Raw genomic sequence first — 17,793 nt, 5'->3', positions numbered from 1 at the left:
CTTAAACCGGTAAGAAAAAAAACTGTACTTTGAAAGTTTTTATTGCGCAGAGAATCCACCATCCACAATAAGCTCCGCTCCGGTAATAAAGGATGCTTCATCGGATGCGAGAAATAATACAGCATTTGCGACATCTTCAGGCTTGCCAATCCGTTTCAGAGGGGTTGTAGCTTCTAATTGTTTAAGAAGATCCTTAGATGCTTGCAATGTTTGTGTCATTGGTGTTTCGATTATCCCCGGAAATATGGTATTTACGCGGATTCCATAAGAACCAAAGTGGACGGCTGCCGCTTTTGAAAATGCACGAACAGCCCCTTTTGATGCTGTATAAGGATTTAAACCTTGACCAATTTGTGCTGTGTAAGATGAAATATTAACGATAGCTCCACTTCCCTGTTCCTTCATATATGGAAATACATGTTTTAGTCCAATGAATGGCCCAAAGCCATTAATTGTCATCATTTTATTCCAATCATCAAATGTAGTTTCCTCTAAACGCTTTTCTGAAGAAATACCTGCATTGTTGATTAATATATCAATTCTACCGAAACGTTCTTTCACTTCCTTCAGTAAATTACCCCAATCGTCCTCAGAAGTAACATTTAGCGTAATTCCCGTTACATTATCGAGCTTACCGATTTTTTCAAGACCCATTTCATTTATATCTGCTGCGATAACCTGAGCACCCTCTTGGCTAAAAAGATGAACCATGCGTTCGCCCATACCAGATGCTCCACCAGTCACAATAGCAACTTTACCTGCTAATCTCATACATAAACCTCATTTCTATCATTTATTTAGATATCTAATTATTTTACATCTAAATATTATCAGGATTATTTTAAAATAGCAATCTAATTACTTGTAGAAAGACATCCAAAATTTTCCTGTTGTACATTTGTGGTGCCCTGCACCACAATATAATCCTCTAAATGTTAAATAATATAGAGCCAGTAGCTATGGAGTAGGAATGTAAAGGTGTAAAGGACAGCGGCAAAGATCGTTAACATCTTAGGCAGGCGACTTTGAAATAGTCTTTTTTTACTTGTAAACCAAATTAAAAGAAGAGAAAGTGTACATTTCAATCCGATAAATAGAAAAGGATTAATTTCATAAAGTTTATACATCAACGGGTTTGATTCTTGAATATAAGAATAATGAAGCCCAAAAAAAGTAATAATTGCGTCAAATAAATTAAGCACCGCTAAATAGTATAAAAGTGTTCGCATACAATTCTCCCTTTCGTTCTTTATAAAGAACAAACAGAGCAAAAAAAATGAAACTCTATCATCTTTTCTGTTTGTTATTCCTTTTATACTACAAAAATTAAGATGGATAATACCTCGAAATTTGTCATAAAAATCGAAAATGTTTTCGACTTAATTTTATAATAGGAAAAACATTAAAACTATCAGGATCTTACCCTCTCTCCTGTATGTAAATGTTTATTTTTGATATAAAAACACACCTTTTTAAATATGGAGCAATTAAAAAAGTGTGTTTGGATAAACTTATACACAGACTTCCATAATTTCTTTCACTATGTAATCAAAACTATTGAACGTGCTTCTTAACAAGTTCCAATTGAAATACTGGTGACAATTCCCCAATCGTTTCTTGTCGGCAATTCTTCACCTGTGGATAATGATAATCTTTTAATTGTTCTAGCTGAGCATCATTTAAAAGATCTAATTGTTTTAATACCTCAACAGCTACCGGATTCGTTCCTCGGCCATTTCCATCTTCCACTTTAATGGCAATACCAATGCCAGTTTCAATATCGCCAATACAATAGACAGCTTCAGCTCCAGCCTTACCGAATGCTCGCCCGCCCGCAACTCTCATAAAATCAGTACAAAAACGATTAGTGCCTCCAACCATTTCAGGTGCATTCATCATCGCTTGAGTGATTCTTTTCACAGCTGCTGTTCTTTCATCACTCAATCCTGTTGGTTTTGCCATTCGCGCATAGCAATATGCTAATTTATCGAGTGGCATCCCATGAACAGGTACGCCACATCCATCAATGCCAATTTCAATATTTTCCTTAGGATATTCTGCTAAACTACTAATTGCTTCTAAAATTCTTTGCTGAACTGGATGATCTAGTTTGTAATAATCCTCGATTGTTTCATTCATATGGTGGGCAGTTGTTAACATCCCGCTATGTTTTCCTGAGCAGTTATTAAATAAAGGAGTAACTGGTTTTCCTTCGCGGATTAATTCCTCGTACACTTCTTCCCATCTAGGATTATGGGTACCGCATTGCAAGTCGTTTACCTCTAAACCAATTCTCTTAAGAATCGATAAGACTCGGTTCGTATGTTGTTTTTCGGCATTATGTGAAGCACAACACAATGCAATATCTGCATCATCAAATTGGTGAAAATCAGCCGCACCAGTCTCCATTAATGGAATCGCTTGAACTGGCTTCATGGATGAACGAGCATAAACCATTTGATACGGATTTCCCGCTTTATAAAGAATATTCCCCTCTGAATCAACAACAGCAATATGTCCCATATGAACACTTTCCAGCATTTTCCCTCGATGAACATGTACAAGTTGTGCAGCTTCCATTTCCTCATCCCCATTTGTCAATTATTTAGGTATACGAAATAACATTAAAACAAGTAATATTTTATTACAACCTATTTTTTGAATATTCTTTTTTTTAGCAAAAAGGTTTTCTTTTAAAATATAGATTATCAGTAGAAATACATTTACTTGCCTTAAAATACTATCTATCACTCCTGAATTTCTGTTAGTTCAATTCGGCGGTTTTCTTTATGGGATACGGCAGCGGCTTCGTTCACTTTTGTTAAATTAATAAAATCCTCTTTTGTCAGTGACGGGACATTGCCGGTTAGAATTTCCGCAACCCATTGTTCCATTGGCATTGGTAATGGCGGAATTGTTTCTGCCGGAGTTTCCCAGTCTTGATGTCCTAAACGGCTACTTTTTACACGAATCTGGTTATTTTCAATTAGAAGTGCACCTTCTTTCCCATAAAGTTCTAATTGAAAGGGACTTCCATACGATAAGAATCCTGTTTCAATGACACCTAGTGCACCAGATTTGTATTCTAGTATAGCAACAGCATTGTCATCTACACCGAGTTGATTTGTCTGTTGTAGACGTGCATGTAAAGCGTGAACAGGGCCCATAAGACGGTTAGTCAGATATATCGGGTGTGCTCCAAGGTCAATGAGGGAGCCCCCTCCACATTGTTCCTCATCCAAAAAGTGAGCAGGCAACCAGCCCTGAGTTTTCCCATCAGTGGCCACTGCTCCGTTATGGGCAAGACGGCAGCGGATCGATGTTAATTGTCCAAGTAATCCCTCATCGACTATCTTTTGTGCATATAGGTAGGGACTTTCGGTTAACCGTGGTAAGGAGACCATCAACTTAACTCCGTTCGACTCAACTGCAGCAAAAATTTCTTCACAATCCTTCACAGAAAAGGCTAGCACTTTCTCTGTAAATATATGCTTTTGCTTATTTGCTGCAGCGAGAATAACCTCTTTATGTAAATTAGTTGGTGTATTAACAATTACGGCATCAATGGTAGGATTGGATAAAACGGATTGTAAATTACCTTCAAAAGGTACGCCTAATTCAGCGGCCCATTTTTCCCCACGCTCCTGATCCTCATCCCAAACAAGTTGGATGGATAGCTGTTCATTTTCTTTAATCTGATTCGCATAGTCATCGGCATGGACATGCCATCTACTTAATAATGCAACATTTATCATTGTTATCTCTCCTTCAAAAAATCTAGTTTTTTAAGTACAAAATGCACTCCAAGCAAAAATAAATTGCTACTGAACGTTATTCGAATATTATTAGACTTACTAAATATTCGATACTATTAGATTATTATCCTTTCATTCTAATCTTAGTTTATAGAATTTCAATCATTCTGCCTTTTTCAATTGTTTTAGGGATAATGTATAGTGCTTTTTTAATATGATATAATATTCAAAAAAGTTAAGTCGATTTTGTGCTTAATTTTATCATGAATTCTAATAAGAAGAGGATGGAGGATTAGTGATGTTAGATATCAAATTTCACCTTCGTAGTCTTCGATACAAGTCATAAAAAACACGAAGCAAATCAATACTCGCTTTTCGTAGGAGAAGACATAGAAATAAGCGAGCTAATAACAGCTTGCGTTTGACAGAATGTAGACTCTATAAATAATTTATATAGTAATAAACTTTCTAGTCCTTTTTAAGAGGAGGTAGCAGATATGGAAGGATTAAAAGCAGTTATGCCTGCAACGGAGAAAGAGAAGGCGGAGGTTCAGGAGACTACCGGAAAGCAGATTCCAATAATGATGGAGGATGCTCGTAAGGCTTTCAAACATTGGAAAAACAGAACGGTGGCCGAGCGTCTTCCGTGGATTCGTGCACTACGTCTCGCGATTGTGGAGGAATTAGATACATGTATTGATATAATTTCGGGCGATACTGGAAAACCGAAAACAGAAGCTCTAGTTTCAGATTTACTGGCTACGCTAGATGCACTCAAACATATCGAAGAGCATGCGGAACGGGTCTTACAAATGAAAAAAGTAAAAACACCGCTTTTACTTCTTGGGAAAAAGTCATTCATTGCTTATCGCCCACGTGGAGTCGTGCTCGCCATAACGCCATGGAATTTCCCCTTTTTCTTGTCGATTGTTCCCGTCGCCAGTGCGCTTGTAGGTGGGAATACGGTCATATTGAAACCATCTGAAGTGACTCCACTTGTTGGCAAATTGATGGAAAGACTTTTTAAAAAAGTGGGGTTTCCTAACGGAGTTCTCCAGGTGGCACACGGGACAGGAGAGGTCGGCGCAAAACTTGTGGAAGCTTGTCCTGACTATATCTTTTTTACCGGCTCTGTTCGTACAGGAAAGATCATTCAGCAGGAAGCGGCAAAAAGACTGATTCCGACAACACTGGAACTCGGCGGAAAAGATCCGCTCATTATATTCGCCGACGCCAATCTGGAACGTGCAGTAAACGGGGCCCTTTGGGGTGCTTTTACGAACAGTGGGCAAATGTGCATGGGAACGGAGCGGATTTATGTTGAGCGTCCGATCTATGAAAAGTTTGTTACACAACTAAAGACAAAAACGGACGCTTTACGTCAAATGGATAATGATGATACTGACCTCGGTTCAATGACATTCGAACGCCAGATTGAAATTGTAAAAAAGCATGTGAAAGAAGCAATGGAACAAGGTGCGGAACTCGTTACAGGAGTTGCACCTGGAGAGTGGCCAGAAGGTCTTCAGATTCGACCGATGGTTATAATCAATTCCGGCCAAGATATGGAAATCAACAGAGAAGAAACATTCGGTCCTGTCGTCACTGTACAGCCGTTCGACAGTGAGGAAGAAGTAATCCGCCTGGCAAACGACACATCTTATGGATTAAGCGCAAGCGTGTGGACTAAAAATATTGAGCGGGCCAAGCGTATGGCTCAACAATTGGAATCCGGTTCGGTGTGCATTAACGAAGTAGTCAGTTTCGTCGCCAATCCATATTTACCATTTGGTGGCGTCAAGAAAAGTGGAATTGGTCGCTATCATGGAGATGATGGTTTGAAAAGCTTTTGTGAAGAACAGTCCATTTTCATCGACAAAGGAAAAAAGTCAACGGAGGTTAATTGGTTCCCATACAGAGGCAAGCTGCCACTGTTTAAAGATTTGGTAGTGGGATATTTCGGTGAAAAGCGGAACTGGTTAAAATTTTTAAAAGCATACCTCAAGCTAGCGAAAAAATCTTGAATATGGAGAGGGTTTAAATGAAGGGGTATTTGAAAGAATTTTTTGGGGATATTCATGTTCAGATTATGAGTGTATTGTTGATTGTAGGGCTCTTGTCAATTGTGCCCGGGATGGATCAATGGTCAACCTGGTTGGCTTTTCTCATCGGTCTGATCACGTATACGATAGCAGAGTATTTTAATCACCGGTTTTTATTTCACATGAAAACACCAAAGAACCCTTTAATGCATAAATTCATCAAGCGTATTCATTTTGACCATCATGTGGATCCACGTGAATTGAAACTGTTATTTCTCCCGGTTTGGTACAGCTTGCCACAAATTATTGTCATTTCTCTAATTGTTTTTGCGATTTTCCGAGATATCACGTTGACCATTGCTTATGCCAACGGGATTGCCACGATGCTATTGTATTATGAATGGACGCATTATGTAGCACACCAATCGATCATCCCGAAAACCCCCTGGGGCAAACGGATGAAAAGAATGCATCTATGGCATCATTATAAAAATGAGAACTACTGGTACGGTGTCACCAACCCAGTTTACGACAAACTTCTCGGCACATACCGTGATCAACAACAAGTGGAAAAAAGCGAAACTGCCCGCAATTTAGAAAAGCGTGCTTGAAAGGACAGCTGTTTAGTAAAAGATGCCAGGCGCCGCAAAAAATAAGCTCATCCAGTTACATATTTGGATGGGCTTATTACAATTAGGCAAATTAGGAATTTCACCTATTACAGGATAGTAAGAATTTTTTTATACTATTAAACGGCGGCGGATCATCTTGGGTCTTTATACCCAATTCGGTCCGTTTGTGCTTCATTTCGGTCTGTTCGGTTTTATTTTCGGGCTATTCATTTAACTTTTCGGGCCATTTAGTAATATTTTCGGGCTGTTCTCCCAAACATTTTTAAAAACGAACTATTTTTTAAAATAAAAACCTGCGAGGATAACCCCAGAGGCTACATTTTATCTACCCTTACACATCCGCAGCATTCAATACTGTATCAGATTCATCATCTTCATCAATTTCCGGCTTATTCATGGCGCTGTTTACACCCCAATAATAAAAGATTAGCGCTCCAACTACCACTATTAAACTATCCCACGGGGAAGCAATGATTGGCTTTGCACCTTCAGGTAATTGATAGTTTCCAAGACGAGAAATAATGAGCATGAAAATATAATATACAACTAGCCAGCAACCGGTTTTCCAGTCGGAACGAAGGCGACTCCGCAGTCCTTCCTTATCCATAAAAGCAAAATAGAGGACAATCGATACCAATGTAATGCCGAGAATTTCAAAATTGGTCGTCCATCCGCTCCAAAAGATAATTAAAGATGCGGCTATAAATGCTAGCGGGGATAAAAATCCAATCGCTTTCAAACGGAATGGACGATGCATTTCAGGAGCTGTTTTCCGTAAAGCCGTTAACGAAATCGGACCGATCATATACGTTAAAACGGTTGCAGAAGTGACATTGCCGACAAGGCCTTGCCAAAAGTTTAAGTGTGCTGGAAGAATCCAAAGAATGGATAGAATCATCGATAACCAAAGGGCACCGCGTGGAATCCCTGTACGAGCATCCACTTTTTGGAACCAGGAATAGAAAAGACCAGTTTTGGCCCATGCAAACAGCACCCTTGTAGTACCTGAAAGATAAATATTTCCTGTTCCAGATGGAGAAATGACAGCATCTACAAAAATAATATTCATTAACCATAATAGTCCTAAGGATTTTGCTAAATCCGCGTATGGCGCTTCTACGAATTTTAGCTTAGCCCAACCATTTGAAAGAGCATCTGCTGGTACTGCACCGATGAAAGCAAACTGAAGCAACAAGTACATAATGGTTCCGAGTAAAATCGCAAAAATAATTGCCAGCGGAATATCCCGTTGCGGTCGCCTCGATTCCGCTCCAAAATCTACAGCCTGCCGGAATCCTAGGAAGGCAAATGCGATACCGGATAAAGATACTGCACTAAAAATTCCGGAAACACCTCCAGGATTTGCTCCTCCTACAGACATATTAGAAGGATGGAAATGAGTAAATAAAACAACAACCGTAAGAATAGGTACAAGGAATTTTATTGCCGTGATAACTGTATTAAACTTGCCAAAAACATTTACGCTCCAATAGTTTAGTAGTAAAAAGATTACTAGTAGTGCAATTTCAAACAGATATCCTAAAAGTGTTGGACCTGCATCTTCTGTTCCTAGGGATGTCCACCATGTTGCTGCATAGCCACGAACCGCCTCGACCTCAATTCCTGCTACACTGGAATATGCGAGCATCGCAATAAAACCGATAAGATATCCAACCAACGTACCATGTGTGTATTGTGGATAACGTACGAACCCTCCAGAGCGTGGCATCATTGATCCCAACTCCGCATATACAAGTCCAATCAGAATAAAAGCAAATGCTCCAATTAGCCATGAAATCCAAGCATTGGTGCCAGCAAATTTTGAAGCATTTGCCGCTGCGAATAACCAACCCGACCCAATAATGGACCCTAACCCTAAGAATGTAAGGTCGAGCAAATTCAGTGATTTTTTAAAGCCACCTTGACTTGTCATAGGAATTTCCTCCTCCTTTTTTCTAAATGGGTGAATTTATAACGAAATATTAAGTTAACATATTTATTTTTATACCCTTTGATTACTAGTAGTAATCTATAAATTTTTAAACCGATCATATAAATTCATAATTATTAATGGTGTTTTAATGTGTTTTTAATTTTTTAAAATAAAAGGAAAAAATTAAAAATACTATTTCAGAAAATCGATAAATTTGGGATTTTGTAAAATTAACTTGTATAAATTATAGGAGGAAAGAAATGTATAGTTTGTAGCGAAATTTCTTAGTGTTTTTTATAATCGTTTATTGTTTTTGTATGAAAGAACAAAATATAACAATTTTATATAGAAAGAACCATAAACAAAAAAACTCGCACAATGCAAATGCTATGTACGAGTTTTGTTGAAAATTCCGCTATTAACGAGAAGGAAAAGTTCTCCTCACAACACTTAATAATAGTGCTAGGTACCACCTATCTCCTAGGGGTGCCTGGCACCACTTAGAATTGTACTTTGGTGAACCAGGATTTGGCGGTTTTTTGGAGTACTTCGTTTAGGTCGGTGATGTTTTCTTTGCCTTCTGTTTGTAGCCAGTGGATACCCGCTGCTTCGCCTTGTTCTGCAAATGGTTGGACGCCATCTTTCCACGTTGCCCGTCCACATAGGACACCATTGAATTCTGCTCCTGCAGAGGCGGCAAATTCTAGTGTTTCACGGAAAAGCTGAGCACTTACGCCTGCACTTAAATAAATATATGGCAAGTCCGTTGCATTGCTTTGTTCTTTGAAATATTGCTTTGCTTCCTCAGCGGTATAGACAACCTCATCTTCTGAAAAACCTTCTACAAAGTTCATGTTAACTGGAACTTCCACTTTCAACACATCTACATAATATCTTGGTTTGGAGAATTCTTTCATCATATCATTTACCTTATGCGGCTTCACTTTCGCATACTCTACACTTTTCACATCGTCGTTACTAGCATCATATGATACTAGTTCTAGAAAAAATGGGATATCCTCTGCGACACATTCGGATCCCAAACGTTCGATAAATGCATGCTTGACGTTATTGATTGCCTCGTCTTCATCAATGTCATAATATAATAAGAATTTAATAGCATCTGCTCCAGCCTCTTTTAATCTTCTAACAGACCATTCATCTAGTAGGTCCGGTAAACGCCCTGGAACGGTTGCGTCATAGCCTGTTTTTTCATAAGCCAATAGCAATCCGGCTTTTTCAGCTCTCACCTTGGCAGCTGGCAGTCCATATTCCGGATCAAGCAAAATAGACGAAGCATATTTTGTTAGTTCACTACTTACCAATTTTTTAAAATCAATAATGCCACTGTCTCCAATATCTTTTGAACTATTACTTGCGATCATTTTTTTCAATGAACCGCGCTGGTCAATTGCAAGCGCCCCGATGACGCCAGTTTCATCTGATAAACGTTTTAATGCATCTAGTTTGTTTTTCGTGAGTTTAAGCATTCTTATTCTCCCTTTTCTACCTTCACTAATGTAAAATAATCATGGAACTTTTCTTTATTAATATGGCCAGTTTCTACTTCCATCGTATTTAACAATCCCATAGTCATGGCCGTTTTTAGTACAAATTCAATAGGCTGATCCTTACTTAAAGCAATCGCAAATCCAGCTACCGTTGCATCTCCGGAGCCAACAGGATTTACGACATTAACTTTTGGAATGGTAACCCGGTAAAAAAGTTCACCGTGCCTTACAAAAGCACCTTCACTACCCATAGACACAATTACCCATTCAATCCCTTTAAATAGTTCATGACTTAGCGCTTTCTTCAGCTCTTCTATTGTCATTTCGGAGTCAATACCAAGTAAGTGAGACAATTCGCTTAGATTAGGTTTTATGGCAAATGGCTTTTCACTTTGTAACAACAGCTGCCTTAAAGTTTCACCAGACGTATCAACGATTACTGGAATTCCCTTTTGAGTAGAAAGTTTAATCATTTGATTATAAAAATCAGGTGGAAGTCCTTTTGGCAAGCTTCCTGAGATTGTCACAATGGAAGCCATCGAAAGCATAGTTGCAAATTTATCCAAGAAAAGTTCCCCTTCTTCATTACTGAATGTAGGACCAGCTTCTAAAATCTCCGTTTGCTTCTCCTCATGAAGGATCGCAATACAATTCCTCGACTCCTTTTCTGTGATCATAAAATTATGATGAATTTTACTTTTGTTAAGTTCTTCAATAATATACGTTCCAGTTGTTCCGCCAAGGATACCTGTCGCAAGCACTTCTTCCCCCATTTGTGAAATAACCCTTGCGACATTCAATCCTTTTCCACCTGCCGTTTTCCGAACAAAATCCACCCTGTTTACGTCATTTAACTTTAATACAGTAATAGGATAAGAGATATCGACTGATGGATTCATGGTGACAGTAAGGATCATCGTTCTCCCACTTTCAAGTATTTATTTTTAATGCTGTTTTCGTACACATTGTTAAAATCCAAAAATCCGATTTTAACCTTTCGCTCTTCGTACAAAATTCGAAAACAGTATAGTTTCGGGCATCTTTTCTTAACAAAGTTTCATTTTTAACCTAATTAAGGAAATTTAATAATTTTTCGTTAATACAAAAGCATCAAATTTAAGAAAAGAGCCGTTTTTCACGATATTCATGAATGGTTACACCTTCCACAACACGGTTTACCGTGCCAGTTGGTGATGGTGTATCCGGTTTATTTCCTACTTTAATCGAGGATAATAAGGAGATCGTTTGCCCGATCATAATATACGGTAATGCTAAGTACGCATCAGGAATAAACTGGGCTTCTTTTTCAAAAGTAAATGCGTCTCCAGAATATTCGCCTGCCCCTTCTACTTGAATAGCAAAAATATTGCTTGAGATACCATCCTGTTTCAATTCATTTAAAATATCGATATCATATTGACGGGTATATGAATGATTGGAAACAAAAACAAATACCAACGCTTTTTCATTTACAAATGATTTAGGACCATGTCTAAAGCCAAGAGAAGAATCAAAGGCTGTTACAATCTGTCCCGCTGTTAGCTCCAAAACCTTTAACTGCGCTTCACGAGACAATCCTTCTAAACTTCCAGATCCAAGATAAATAATTCGCTCAAAATCTTGATCTATGATTTGTTGTATTTCCTCTACTCTACTTATGACACTTTCTCCCATTACTTGGATTCTCTCTAACAATTTCTTTTTCTCATCCAAAGATAATGGATCAAAGATTAGCAAGGCAGCAAAGGTCATACATGAGTAGCTTCCTGTCATCGCAAAACCTTGATCATTCGATTTTTCAGGCATTAATAGGAGAAGATTATTTTCGTCCCCTTGCGTTCGTTTTGCTAGTTGTCCTTCCTGTGCACAAGTGATAGTTAACTGATAGAGGTTCTTTACAACCTTTTGAGCTAATTCTACTGCTGCAACACTTTCGGGACTATTGCCGCTTCTTGCAAAGGAGACGAGTAATGTTGGAATATTTTCATGTAAATATTGGTATGGATTGGACACCAATGTAGTGGTTGGCACACATTGCAGATCCCATATTCTTTCGTCCAGTTTTTCCTTTAAGTATGGAAGAATGGTATCTCCAACATAGGCAGACGTTCCGGCACCAGTAAAAATAACCCGGATTTTCTCATGCAAACCTATTAATTTTTGCAAAAATGTTTGAATTTCTTCACTCTTTTTTTGGTACAGGCCATAAGTTTCTTCCCATAAATCAGGCTGCTGCTTAATTTCTTCCGTTGTGATTCTTGCACCTAAAACATTTAATTTCTCAAGACTACTATTAAACAACTTTTACACTCCTTTTTATCAATGGCTGTTTTCGCAAAGATTGTTGCTTTTCGTATAAGTATATAATCCTTGAAATGGATAGGATTCGCGCTCTTTTCTACATTCCGTTTTTCATTTGATTGCAGAATATTACCGTAAAAATCCTACTGCCGATTTTTACTCATATATAAATAGCAACAGGTTAAAATCGGTTTTTGGATTTTATACAAAGTTTAAGAAAAGAGCCTTATCAATCTACCAACTTTTCGAGAACTCGCATTCCTGCACCAATCACTCCATTATCTTGTTTTAATTCACTGATGCTCATCCTTTTTAACAAATGTTGTTGCTCTGATAATTGATAGTTTGCAAGCTTTTCTTTCAAGAGGTCTAGCAAAAAAGGGTTATTCACTATGACACTTCCTCCAAAAATAATTGTATGGGGATCTAATAAACACGAGATGGTATAAAGACCATATGCGATATGGTTAGTAATTTCATGAACAATTTGTTCATATTGGGGCTGACCTTGTTGATAACGATCCAACACTTGTTTTGCAGTAATATGTTCAGCCCGTAAATTGGTTTTTGCTTTTTTTTCAAATGCTGGTCCAGCAGCAATGCTTTCCAATCGCATATATTCCTTATTCGATAAGCTTTCTGTGAGAATCGGAAGCAATCCCAGTTCCCCAGCGAAACCAGCACCTCTTAAAAAAGCACCGTTGTGAATAATCGAACAAGATATTCCAGTACTAATCGTGATATACACAAATGTTTCATCTTTTTTTGCCTGCTGGTGCTTCCACTCTGCAAAAGCAGCCATATAAACATCATTATCAATACTGATTGGCACAGCACCGAATTGTTGCTTTAATCGAACAGTGATGGGAAAACCCTCCCATGGAAGGTTATTTTGATAAACTGCAATTCCATTCTTCCGATCGACTTTTCCTGGAATCCCTACACCAATTCCTTCTACATTCCCAATAGAAATAGATGCATTTTCAAGTACTTGCTCCACTGCCTCGACTACTTTTTCAAACATTGCTTCTTTGTTGAATGGATCACTCTTCACTTCGGTACGAAACTGTAATTCACCGGTGTCGGTAACAATTCCTGCTGCAATCTTTGTACCACCAATGTCAATACCAATTGCTTGCCTCATTTACCATCACCTCTTTTTCTAATAGAATATTCTAATTTCTTCTTTAAAATGTTTTAATTTTATTTAAAAGGACAAGGCTCTCTCCCTTGTCCTTCTTATTATCTATAACGTTATTTAACTTCGTGCTCCGTCTGTAGACTATGATAGTATTCATCTAGATTGATAGATTTCCCTCTCTGCAATCTGGATTCCTCAGCAGCAAACGCCATCAAATGACTTCTTACGGAAACCGTTGCCGAAGAAATACTTTCTTCCAAGTTATTTCTAACAGCTCTTAAGAAGGAACGAACAATTTTGTTATCTCCACCACCATGTCCGCCTACTGGATGATCAAACTTAATGATGGTTTCTTGTTTTGTTAAAAAGTCAAAAATAGAAATGCTATTGTCTTCCATATTCCCGCGAATTTCACCTTTAGTCCCCATGATTTGAACAATTCGAGTTTGCTCTCTCGTAAAGCCACACATACTAAAAGTGGCTGTAGCTCCATCTTCAAATTCCATGTTCACTACTTGGTGGTCTACAACATTATTATCTGAACGATACACACACTTTCCATATGGTGTTTCATTTAGAGCCTTAATGATTCCTTCGCGTGTATGATCTTCCGTAAATTTTTTAGCCCATCCTTTTCCTTCGCCAAGATAATAATTCCCTGCATGGAAAGGACATTCTTGTTCAGCCGGGCATCCATCCAAACATCTTTCTGGTGCTCCTTTTGGTGCATTTTCTTCACGAAAGTGTAGTAACGATCCATAGGAACTTATTCGCTTACATTCTTTTCCCATAATGAAATTGATAATATCCATGTCATGACAAGACTTCTGAAGGATCATTGGGCTTGATTTCTCTTTGTTATTCCAATTTCCACGGACAAAGCTATGGGACATATGCATCACTTCTACATTTTCATTTAGTTGTATGGATACGACAGTACCTATTTTTCCATCTGCAATGACTTTTTTGATGGTGGACCAAAAGTCTGTATATCTTAATACATGACATATAGCTAATTGACGATTATACTTATTAGCTGCCCGTTCCATCTCAATGCATTCTCTTGGATTTGGCGACATTGGCTTTTCCAGTAAAACATGATAGCCTAATTCCAATGCTTTCATCGTTGGTTGAAAATGATAGCGGTCCAACGTACAGATGATAGCAATATCAGCTTTCTTTCCTTCCAAAAACATCTCTTCCCAATTTTCATAGCAACTATCATTAGGCAAGTTATGGGAATGTTGCAGCTTAGCTCGTCTCTCACGATTTGGTTCAGCTACTCCGACAATTTTCAATTCATGAGGATATTCTAATGCATATGGTGCATATGCTCTCGCGCCTCTGTCTCCTGCCCCTATGATTACAGCTGTCATCGGTTGCATCTATTCCAACAACTCCCTTAAATTAATTTTTTCCTTTTCTCTTAGATCTTTTTCATCTACAGGTGTAAGATCATGCCATCATAGGCAACTAGAAAACCGTGAGGATTTAGTGCTTTTTCAAAATCTTTATGTTGTAAACCAGCATTATGGGAAAAATGGGTAGTGATTATTTGCCCATTCTCTTTTAAAATACTTCTTTCTAAAAATAATCGTTTGACTTCCATTACAGTCTCGATGCACATATGATTTCGGCTTCGTTTATTGCCATAAAAGCCGCCTGTGCAATCCAGTATTGCTACATCTAACTGTTTATTCTCTAACCAAAACCAAGTCTCTTCAGGAAACCAGCCAGAATCATTACCATATAATATGCGCTTCCCCTCTTTTTCTATGAAATAAAGTAAGCAAGTTTCATTTGGATCATGATCGGCTAAAAGCGGTGTAATCTTTGCCGTTTGCGTCTCAAACTCTTTAAACGGGATTACACGGTTAAATAAAAATCTCTTTTCTTTCCCATAAGCAGGAATGGACTGTTGATATCCCTTAATCGCTAGATCATTACCGTATATATGTAAAGGTTCTTCAATGCCATGTGCAAATCCTTCTATTCGATTCTCCATATCCGTTGGAGTGAAATGGTCACCGTGTGTATGAGTGATAATCAAATCTTTCAATTTGGTTAAGTCAATTTGATCACGTAGCGCTTGATAATATGTATCTGGGGGATCATCCACTTTCAGCACATCATCAATAATAATGGATGTCCGCGAACGAATATTCCGTCCCCCTAACCTTCTTGCTTCCAAACAAGTTGGACAAGCACAATGTGGGTTTGGAATACCTTCTGCGGCTGCAGTCCCCAAAAAATGTATTTTCATATTTTCACATCCTTGGTTGAAAACTATTAATCAACTATATAAATGACAAGCCACTAAATGACTAGGTTTACTTTCCTTCATAATTGGCTTTTCATGTGAGCAAATTTCCATGGCAAGTGGACATCTAGTATGAAAAGGACAACCTATTGGTGGATTGGCAGGACTAGGCACTTCACCTTGAAGCAGGATTCTTTCACGCTCATTATTTCTTGTTGGTTCTGGTGCGGCTGAAAGCAAAGCTTGGGAGTATGGATGCAAAGCATTATTGTAAAAATCTCTTTTATCCGCTAATTCCACAAGATGTCCAAGATACATTACTCCTACACGGTCGCTAATATGTCGAATAACCGAAAGATTATGGGAGATAAAGATATACGAAAGCTGCCGTTTCTTTTTTAAATCAACCATTAAGTTAAGGATTTGTGATTGTACAGAAACATCTAGTGCTGAAACAACTTCATCCGCAACGATTAATTTAGGATTCAAAGCAAGTGCTCTTGCTATCCCGATTCGTTGCCGCTGACCTCCAGAAAATTCATGGGGGTACTTCTGACGATCTTCCGGTCGTAATCCTACTGTCTCTAATAATTCATTTACCCGGTTAACCAATTCTTTTCCCTTTGCAATTCCATTTACTTCAAGTGGTTCACTTATAATACTTTGAATAGCCATTTTAGGATTTAAGGATGCATATGGGTCTTGAAAAACCATTTGCAAGTTGGAATGTATTTCCCTCAATTTCTTTCCATTTAGTTTCGAAATATCGGTCCCGTCAAATGTAATACTGCCACTCGTTGGTTTGAGTACTCTTGCGATCATCCTTCCAGTCGTTGACTTCCCGCATCCGGATTCGCCAACTATTCCCAACGTTTCACCTTTTCCGACTGCAAATGATATGCCATCAACTGCTTTTACATGACCGACTGTTCTCTGTAAAACTCCGCCGGAAATGGGAAAGTACTTTGTTAATTCTTTTACCTCTAGCAAATTCGACAAATTCATCACCTCTCAATCTATTCAATAAGATCGCACCTAACATAATGCCCTGGTTTGATTTCGCGAAGTTCCGGCATCTTTTTCTTACAACTATCTTTTGCAATTGGACAGCGATCGGCAAATCGACAGCCTTCCGGGAAGCTAGCTGCATTAGGTACTGTGCCAGGGATGGAATATAAGGTTTCCACATCTTCTTTAATGGATGGAATGGAATTCATCAATCCGTTTGTATACGGATGGAGTGCCTCTTCGAATAGAGTGTCCGCATCCGTAGATTCAACTACTTGCCCTGCATACATAACGATAACCTGGTCCGCTATTTCTGCTACTACACCTAAATCGTGTGTGACTAGCATGATTGATGTTCCTAAATCATCACGCATTTTCTTCATAAGCTCTAATACTTGTGCTTGAATGGTTACATCAAGCGCTGTTGTCGGCTCATCGGCAATAAGCAATTTTGGTTCACAAATCATCGCCATCGCAATCATAACCCTTTGCCGTAAGCCTCCCGATAATTGATGAGGATATTCATTTACAATTTCACTTGCTCGTGGGACACCGACAAATTTCAACATTTCAATTGCCTTATCTAACGCTTCCTTTTTCGTCTTTTTATTATGACGAAGATACCCTTCAGTAATTTGATCGCCAATTTTAAGAACGGGATTAAGGGCGGTCATTGGTTCTTGAAAGATCATCGAAATGTCGTTGCCACGGATTTCCGTCAATTCTTTCGTTGTATACTTTAAGAGGTTAGAGCCATTAAAGGTAATATTTCCATCCACTATTTTCCCTTTTGGTTTCGGCACTAGCCCCATGATAGACAATGATGTCATACTTTTTCCCGAACCTGATTCCCCGACAATACAGACGATCTGTTTTGGATACACTTTCAAATCGACTCCGTCAACTGCACGTGTAACAGACCGCTTGCTAAAAAAATAGGTTTTCAGATTATCAATCTCAAGTAGTGGCTCCATAGCGAATTACCTCCCCACGTTCAACATGAAGCATTAAGTATATGTTGATGGAAACAAAAGTGCATACTAATAACATCATTTCCTTTGTTATCCATATGCACTAATGTTTATTAGTCATTTAAAACTAGTTCTTCGGCAGTTGTTTTTTATTTCTGTCTAGCTCCAGCGCCTATCGGCTAGCGGATTTCTACGTCTTCTCCCTACGATAAGTCAACATCGACTCGTCCCTCGCCGTG

At 38.4% G+C, this 17,793-nt stretch carries 15 protein-coding genes; 2 read left to right on the top strand and 13 right to left on the bottom strand.

What is annotated here, in order from left to right:
- Positions 1-39: 39 nt before the first annotated feature.
- From AC3WJF_RS17860 to AC3WJF_RS17845, 4 genes are all read right to left on the bottom strand, one after another.
- On the bottom strand, positions 40-771 hold the full coding sequence (locus tag AC3WJF_RS17860) for an SDR family NAD(P)-dependent oxidoreductase (protein ID WP_492454612.1): 732 nt from the start codon (positions 769-771) through the stop codon (positions 40-42).
- Between the two features lie 164 nt (positions 772-935).
- On the bottom strand, positions 936-1,229 hold the full coding sequence (locus tag AC3WJF_RS17855; protein WP_492454610.1) for a DUF5658 family protein: 294 nt from the start codon (positions 1,227-1,229) through the stop codon (positions 936-938).
- Positions 1,230-1,554: 325 nt separating this feature from the next.
- Complete coding sequence (locus tag AC3WJF_RS17850; protein WP_492454608.1) at positions 1,555-2,580, bottom strand: asparaginase; 1,026 nt, start codon at positions 2,578-2,580, stop codon at positions 1,555-1,557.
- A gap of 167 nt (positions 2,581-2,747) precedes the next feature.
- Entirely contained in the window at positions 2,748-3,755 is a 1,008-nt protein-coding gene (locus AC3WJF_RS17845; RefSeq protein ID WP_492454606.1) for a Gfo/Idh/MocA family protein, read from the bottom strand.
- A gap of 497 nt (positions 3,756-4,252) precedes the next feature.
- Between AC3WJF_RS17845 and AC3WJF_RS17840 the strand changes: the two genes are divergently transcribed.
- Both AC3WJF_RS17840 and AC3WJF_RS17835 read left to right on the top strand, forming a co-directional pair.
- Positions 4,253-5,779 carry an aldehyde dehydrogenase family protein gene (locus tag AC3WJF_RS17840; protein WP_492454604.1) on the top strand — a complete coding sequence of 509 codons (1,527 nt, stop codon included), beginning with the start codon at positions 4,253-4,255 and terminating at the stop codon, positions 5,777-5,779.
- 17 nt (positions 5,780-5,796) lie between these two features.
- On the top strand, positions 5,797-6,408 hold the full coding sequence (locus tag AC3WJF_RS17835) for a sterol desaturase family protein (RefSeq protein ID WP_492454602.1): 612 nt from the start codon (positions 5,797-5,799) through the stop codon (positions 6,406-6,408).
- Positions 6,409-6,760: 352 nt separating this feature from the next.
- Here AC3WJF_RS17835 and AC3WJF_RS17830 read toward each other — a convergent pair whose 3' ends face one another.
- The 9 genes from AC3WJF_RS17830 to AC3WJF_RS17790 all read right to left on the bottom strand — a co-directional run bounded on the left by AC3WJF_RS17830 (position 6,761) and on the right by AC3WJF_RS17790 (position 17,557).
- On the bottom strand, positions 6,761-8,362 hold the full coding sequence (locus tag AC3WJF_RS17830; protein WP_492454600.1) for an APC family permease: 1,602 nt from the start codon (positions 8,360-8,362) through the stop codon (positions 6,761-6,763).
- A gap of 500 nt (positions 8,363-8,862) precedes the next feature.
- A complete protein-coding gene (gene lacD / locus AC3WJF_RS17825) occupies positions 8,863-9,852 on the bottom strand; it encodes a tagatose-bisphosphate aldolase (RefSeq protein ID WP_492454598.1) in 990 nt (329 codons plus the stop codon).
- A gap of 2 nt (positions 9,853-9,854) precedes the next feature.
- Entirely contained in the window at positions 9,855-10,790 is a 936-nt protein-coding gene (gene lacC, locus AC3WJF_RS17820; protein WP_492454596.1) for a tagatose-6-phosphate kinase, read from the bottom strand.
- A 199-nt stretch (positions 10,791-10,989) separates the two neighbouring features.
- Positions 10,990-12,174, bottom strand: a complete 1,185-nt coding sequence (locus AC3WJF_RS17815) for an SIS domain-containing protein (RefSeq protein ID WP_492454594.1) — start codon at positions 12,172-12,174, stop codon at positions 10,990-10,992.
- Positions 12,175-12,403: 229 nt separating this feature from the next.
- Positions 12,404-13,318 carry an ROK family protein gene (locus AC3WJF_RS17810; protein WP_492454592.1) on the bottom strand — a complete coding sequence of 305 codons (915 nt, stop codon included), beginning with the start codon at positions 13,316-13,318 and terminating at the stop codon, positions 12,404-12,406.
- 110 nt (positions 13,319-13,428) lie between these two features.
- Complete coding sequence (locus AC3WJF_RS17805) at positions 13,429-14,700, bottom strand: Gfo/Idh/MocA family protein (protein ID WP_492454590.1); 1,272 nt, start codon at positions 14,698-14,700, stop codon at positions 13,429-13,431.
- A gap of 56 nt (positions 14,701-14,756) precedes the next feature.
- The gene (locus tag AC3WJF_RS17800; protein WP_492454588.1) at positions 14,757-15,578 is read right to left on the bottom strand and encodes an MBL fold metallo-hydrolase; all 822 of its coding nucleotides are present in this window, start codon (positions 15,576-15,578) and stop codon (positions 14,757-14,759) included.
- Between the two features lie 30 nt (positions 15,579-15,608).
- Complete coding sequence (locus tag AC3WJF_RS17795) at positions 15,609-16,580, bottom strand: ABC transporter ATP-binding protein (RefSeq protein ID WP_492454586.1); 972 nt, start codon at positions 16,578-16,580, stop codon at positions 15,609-15,611.
- A gap of 11 nt (positions 16,581-16,591) precedes the next feature.
- Positions 16,592-17,557, bottom strand: coding sequence for an ABC transporter ATP-binding protein (locus AC3WJF_RS17790; RefSeq protein WP_492454584.1), 966 nt, complete (start codon positions 17,555-17,557; stop codon positions 16,592-16,594).
- Positions 17,558-17,793: the final 236 nt, after the last annotated feature.

The organism is Heyndrickxia sp. FW510-T9 (assembly GCF_058781025.1).
This window is presented reverse-complemented; position numbering and strand designations above follow the sequence as displayed.

Coding starts and splice junctions, on each gene's coding strand:
- AC3WJF_RS17855 (WP_492454610.1), bottom strand. CDS start 1,229: ATGCGAACACTTTTATACTATTTAGCGGTGCTTAATTTATTTGACGCA.
- AC3WJF_RS17830 (WP_492454600.1), bottom strand. CDS start 8,362: ATGACAAGTCAAGGTGGCTTTAAAAAATCACTGAATTTGCTCGACCTT.
- AC3WJF_RS17790 (WP_492454584.1), bottom strand. CDS start 17,557: ATGGAGCCACTACTTGAGATTGATAATCTGAAAACCTATTTTTTTAGC.
- lacD (WP_492454598.1), bottom strand. CDS start 9,852: ATGCTTAAACTCACGAAAAACAAACTAGATGCATTAAAACGTTTATCA.
- AC3WJF_RS17860 (WP_492454612.1), bottom strand. CDS start 771: ATGAGATTAGCAGGTAAAGTTGCTATTGTGACTGGTGGAGCATCTGGT.
- AC3WJF_RS17845 (WP_492454606.1), bottom strand. CDS start 3,755: ATGATAAATGTTGCATTATTAAGTAGATGGCATGTCCATGCCGATGAC.
- AC3WJF_RS17840 (WP_492454604.1), top strand. CDS start 4,253: ATGGAAGGATTAAAAGCAGTTATGCCTGCAACGGAGAAAGAGAAGGCG.
- AC3WJF_RS17805 (WP_492454590.1), bottom strand. CDS start 14,700: ATGCAACCGATGACAGCTGTAATCATAGGGGCAGGAGACAGAGGCGCG.
- AC3WJF_RS17795 (WP_492454586.1), bottom strand. CDS start 16,580: ATGAATTTGTCGAATTTGCTAGAGGTAAAAGAATTAACAAAGTACTTT.
- AC3WJF_RS17850 (WP_492454608.1), bottom strand. CDS start 2,580: ATGGAAGCTGCACAACTTGTACATGTTCATCGAGGGAAAATGCTGGAA.
- AC3WJF_RS17800 (WP_492454588.1), bottom strand. CDS start 15,578: ATGAAAATACATTTTTTGGGGACTGCAGCCGCAGAAGGTATTCCAAAC.
- AC3WJF_RS17835 (WP_492454602.1), top strand. CDS start 5,797: ATGAAGGGGTATTTGAAAGAATTTTTTGGGGATATTCATGTTCAGATT.
- AC3WJF_RS17810 (WP_492454592.1), bottom strand. CDS start 13,318: ATGAGGCAAGCAATTGGTATTGACATTGGTGGTACAAAGATTGCAGCA.
- lacC (WP_492454596.1), bottom strand. CDS start 10,790: ATGATCCTTACTGTCACCATGAATCCATCAGTCGATATCTCTTATCCT.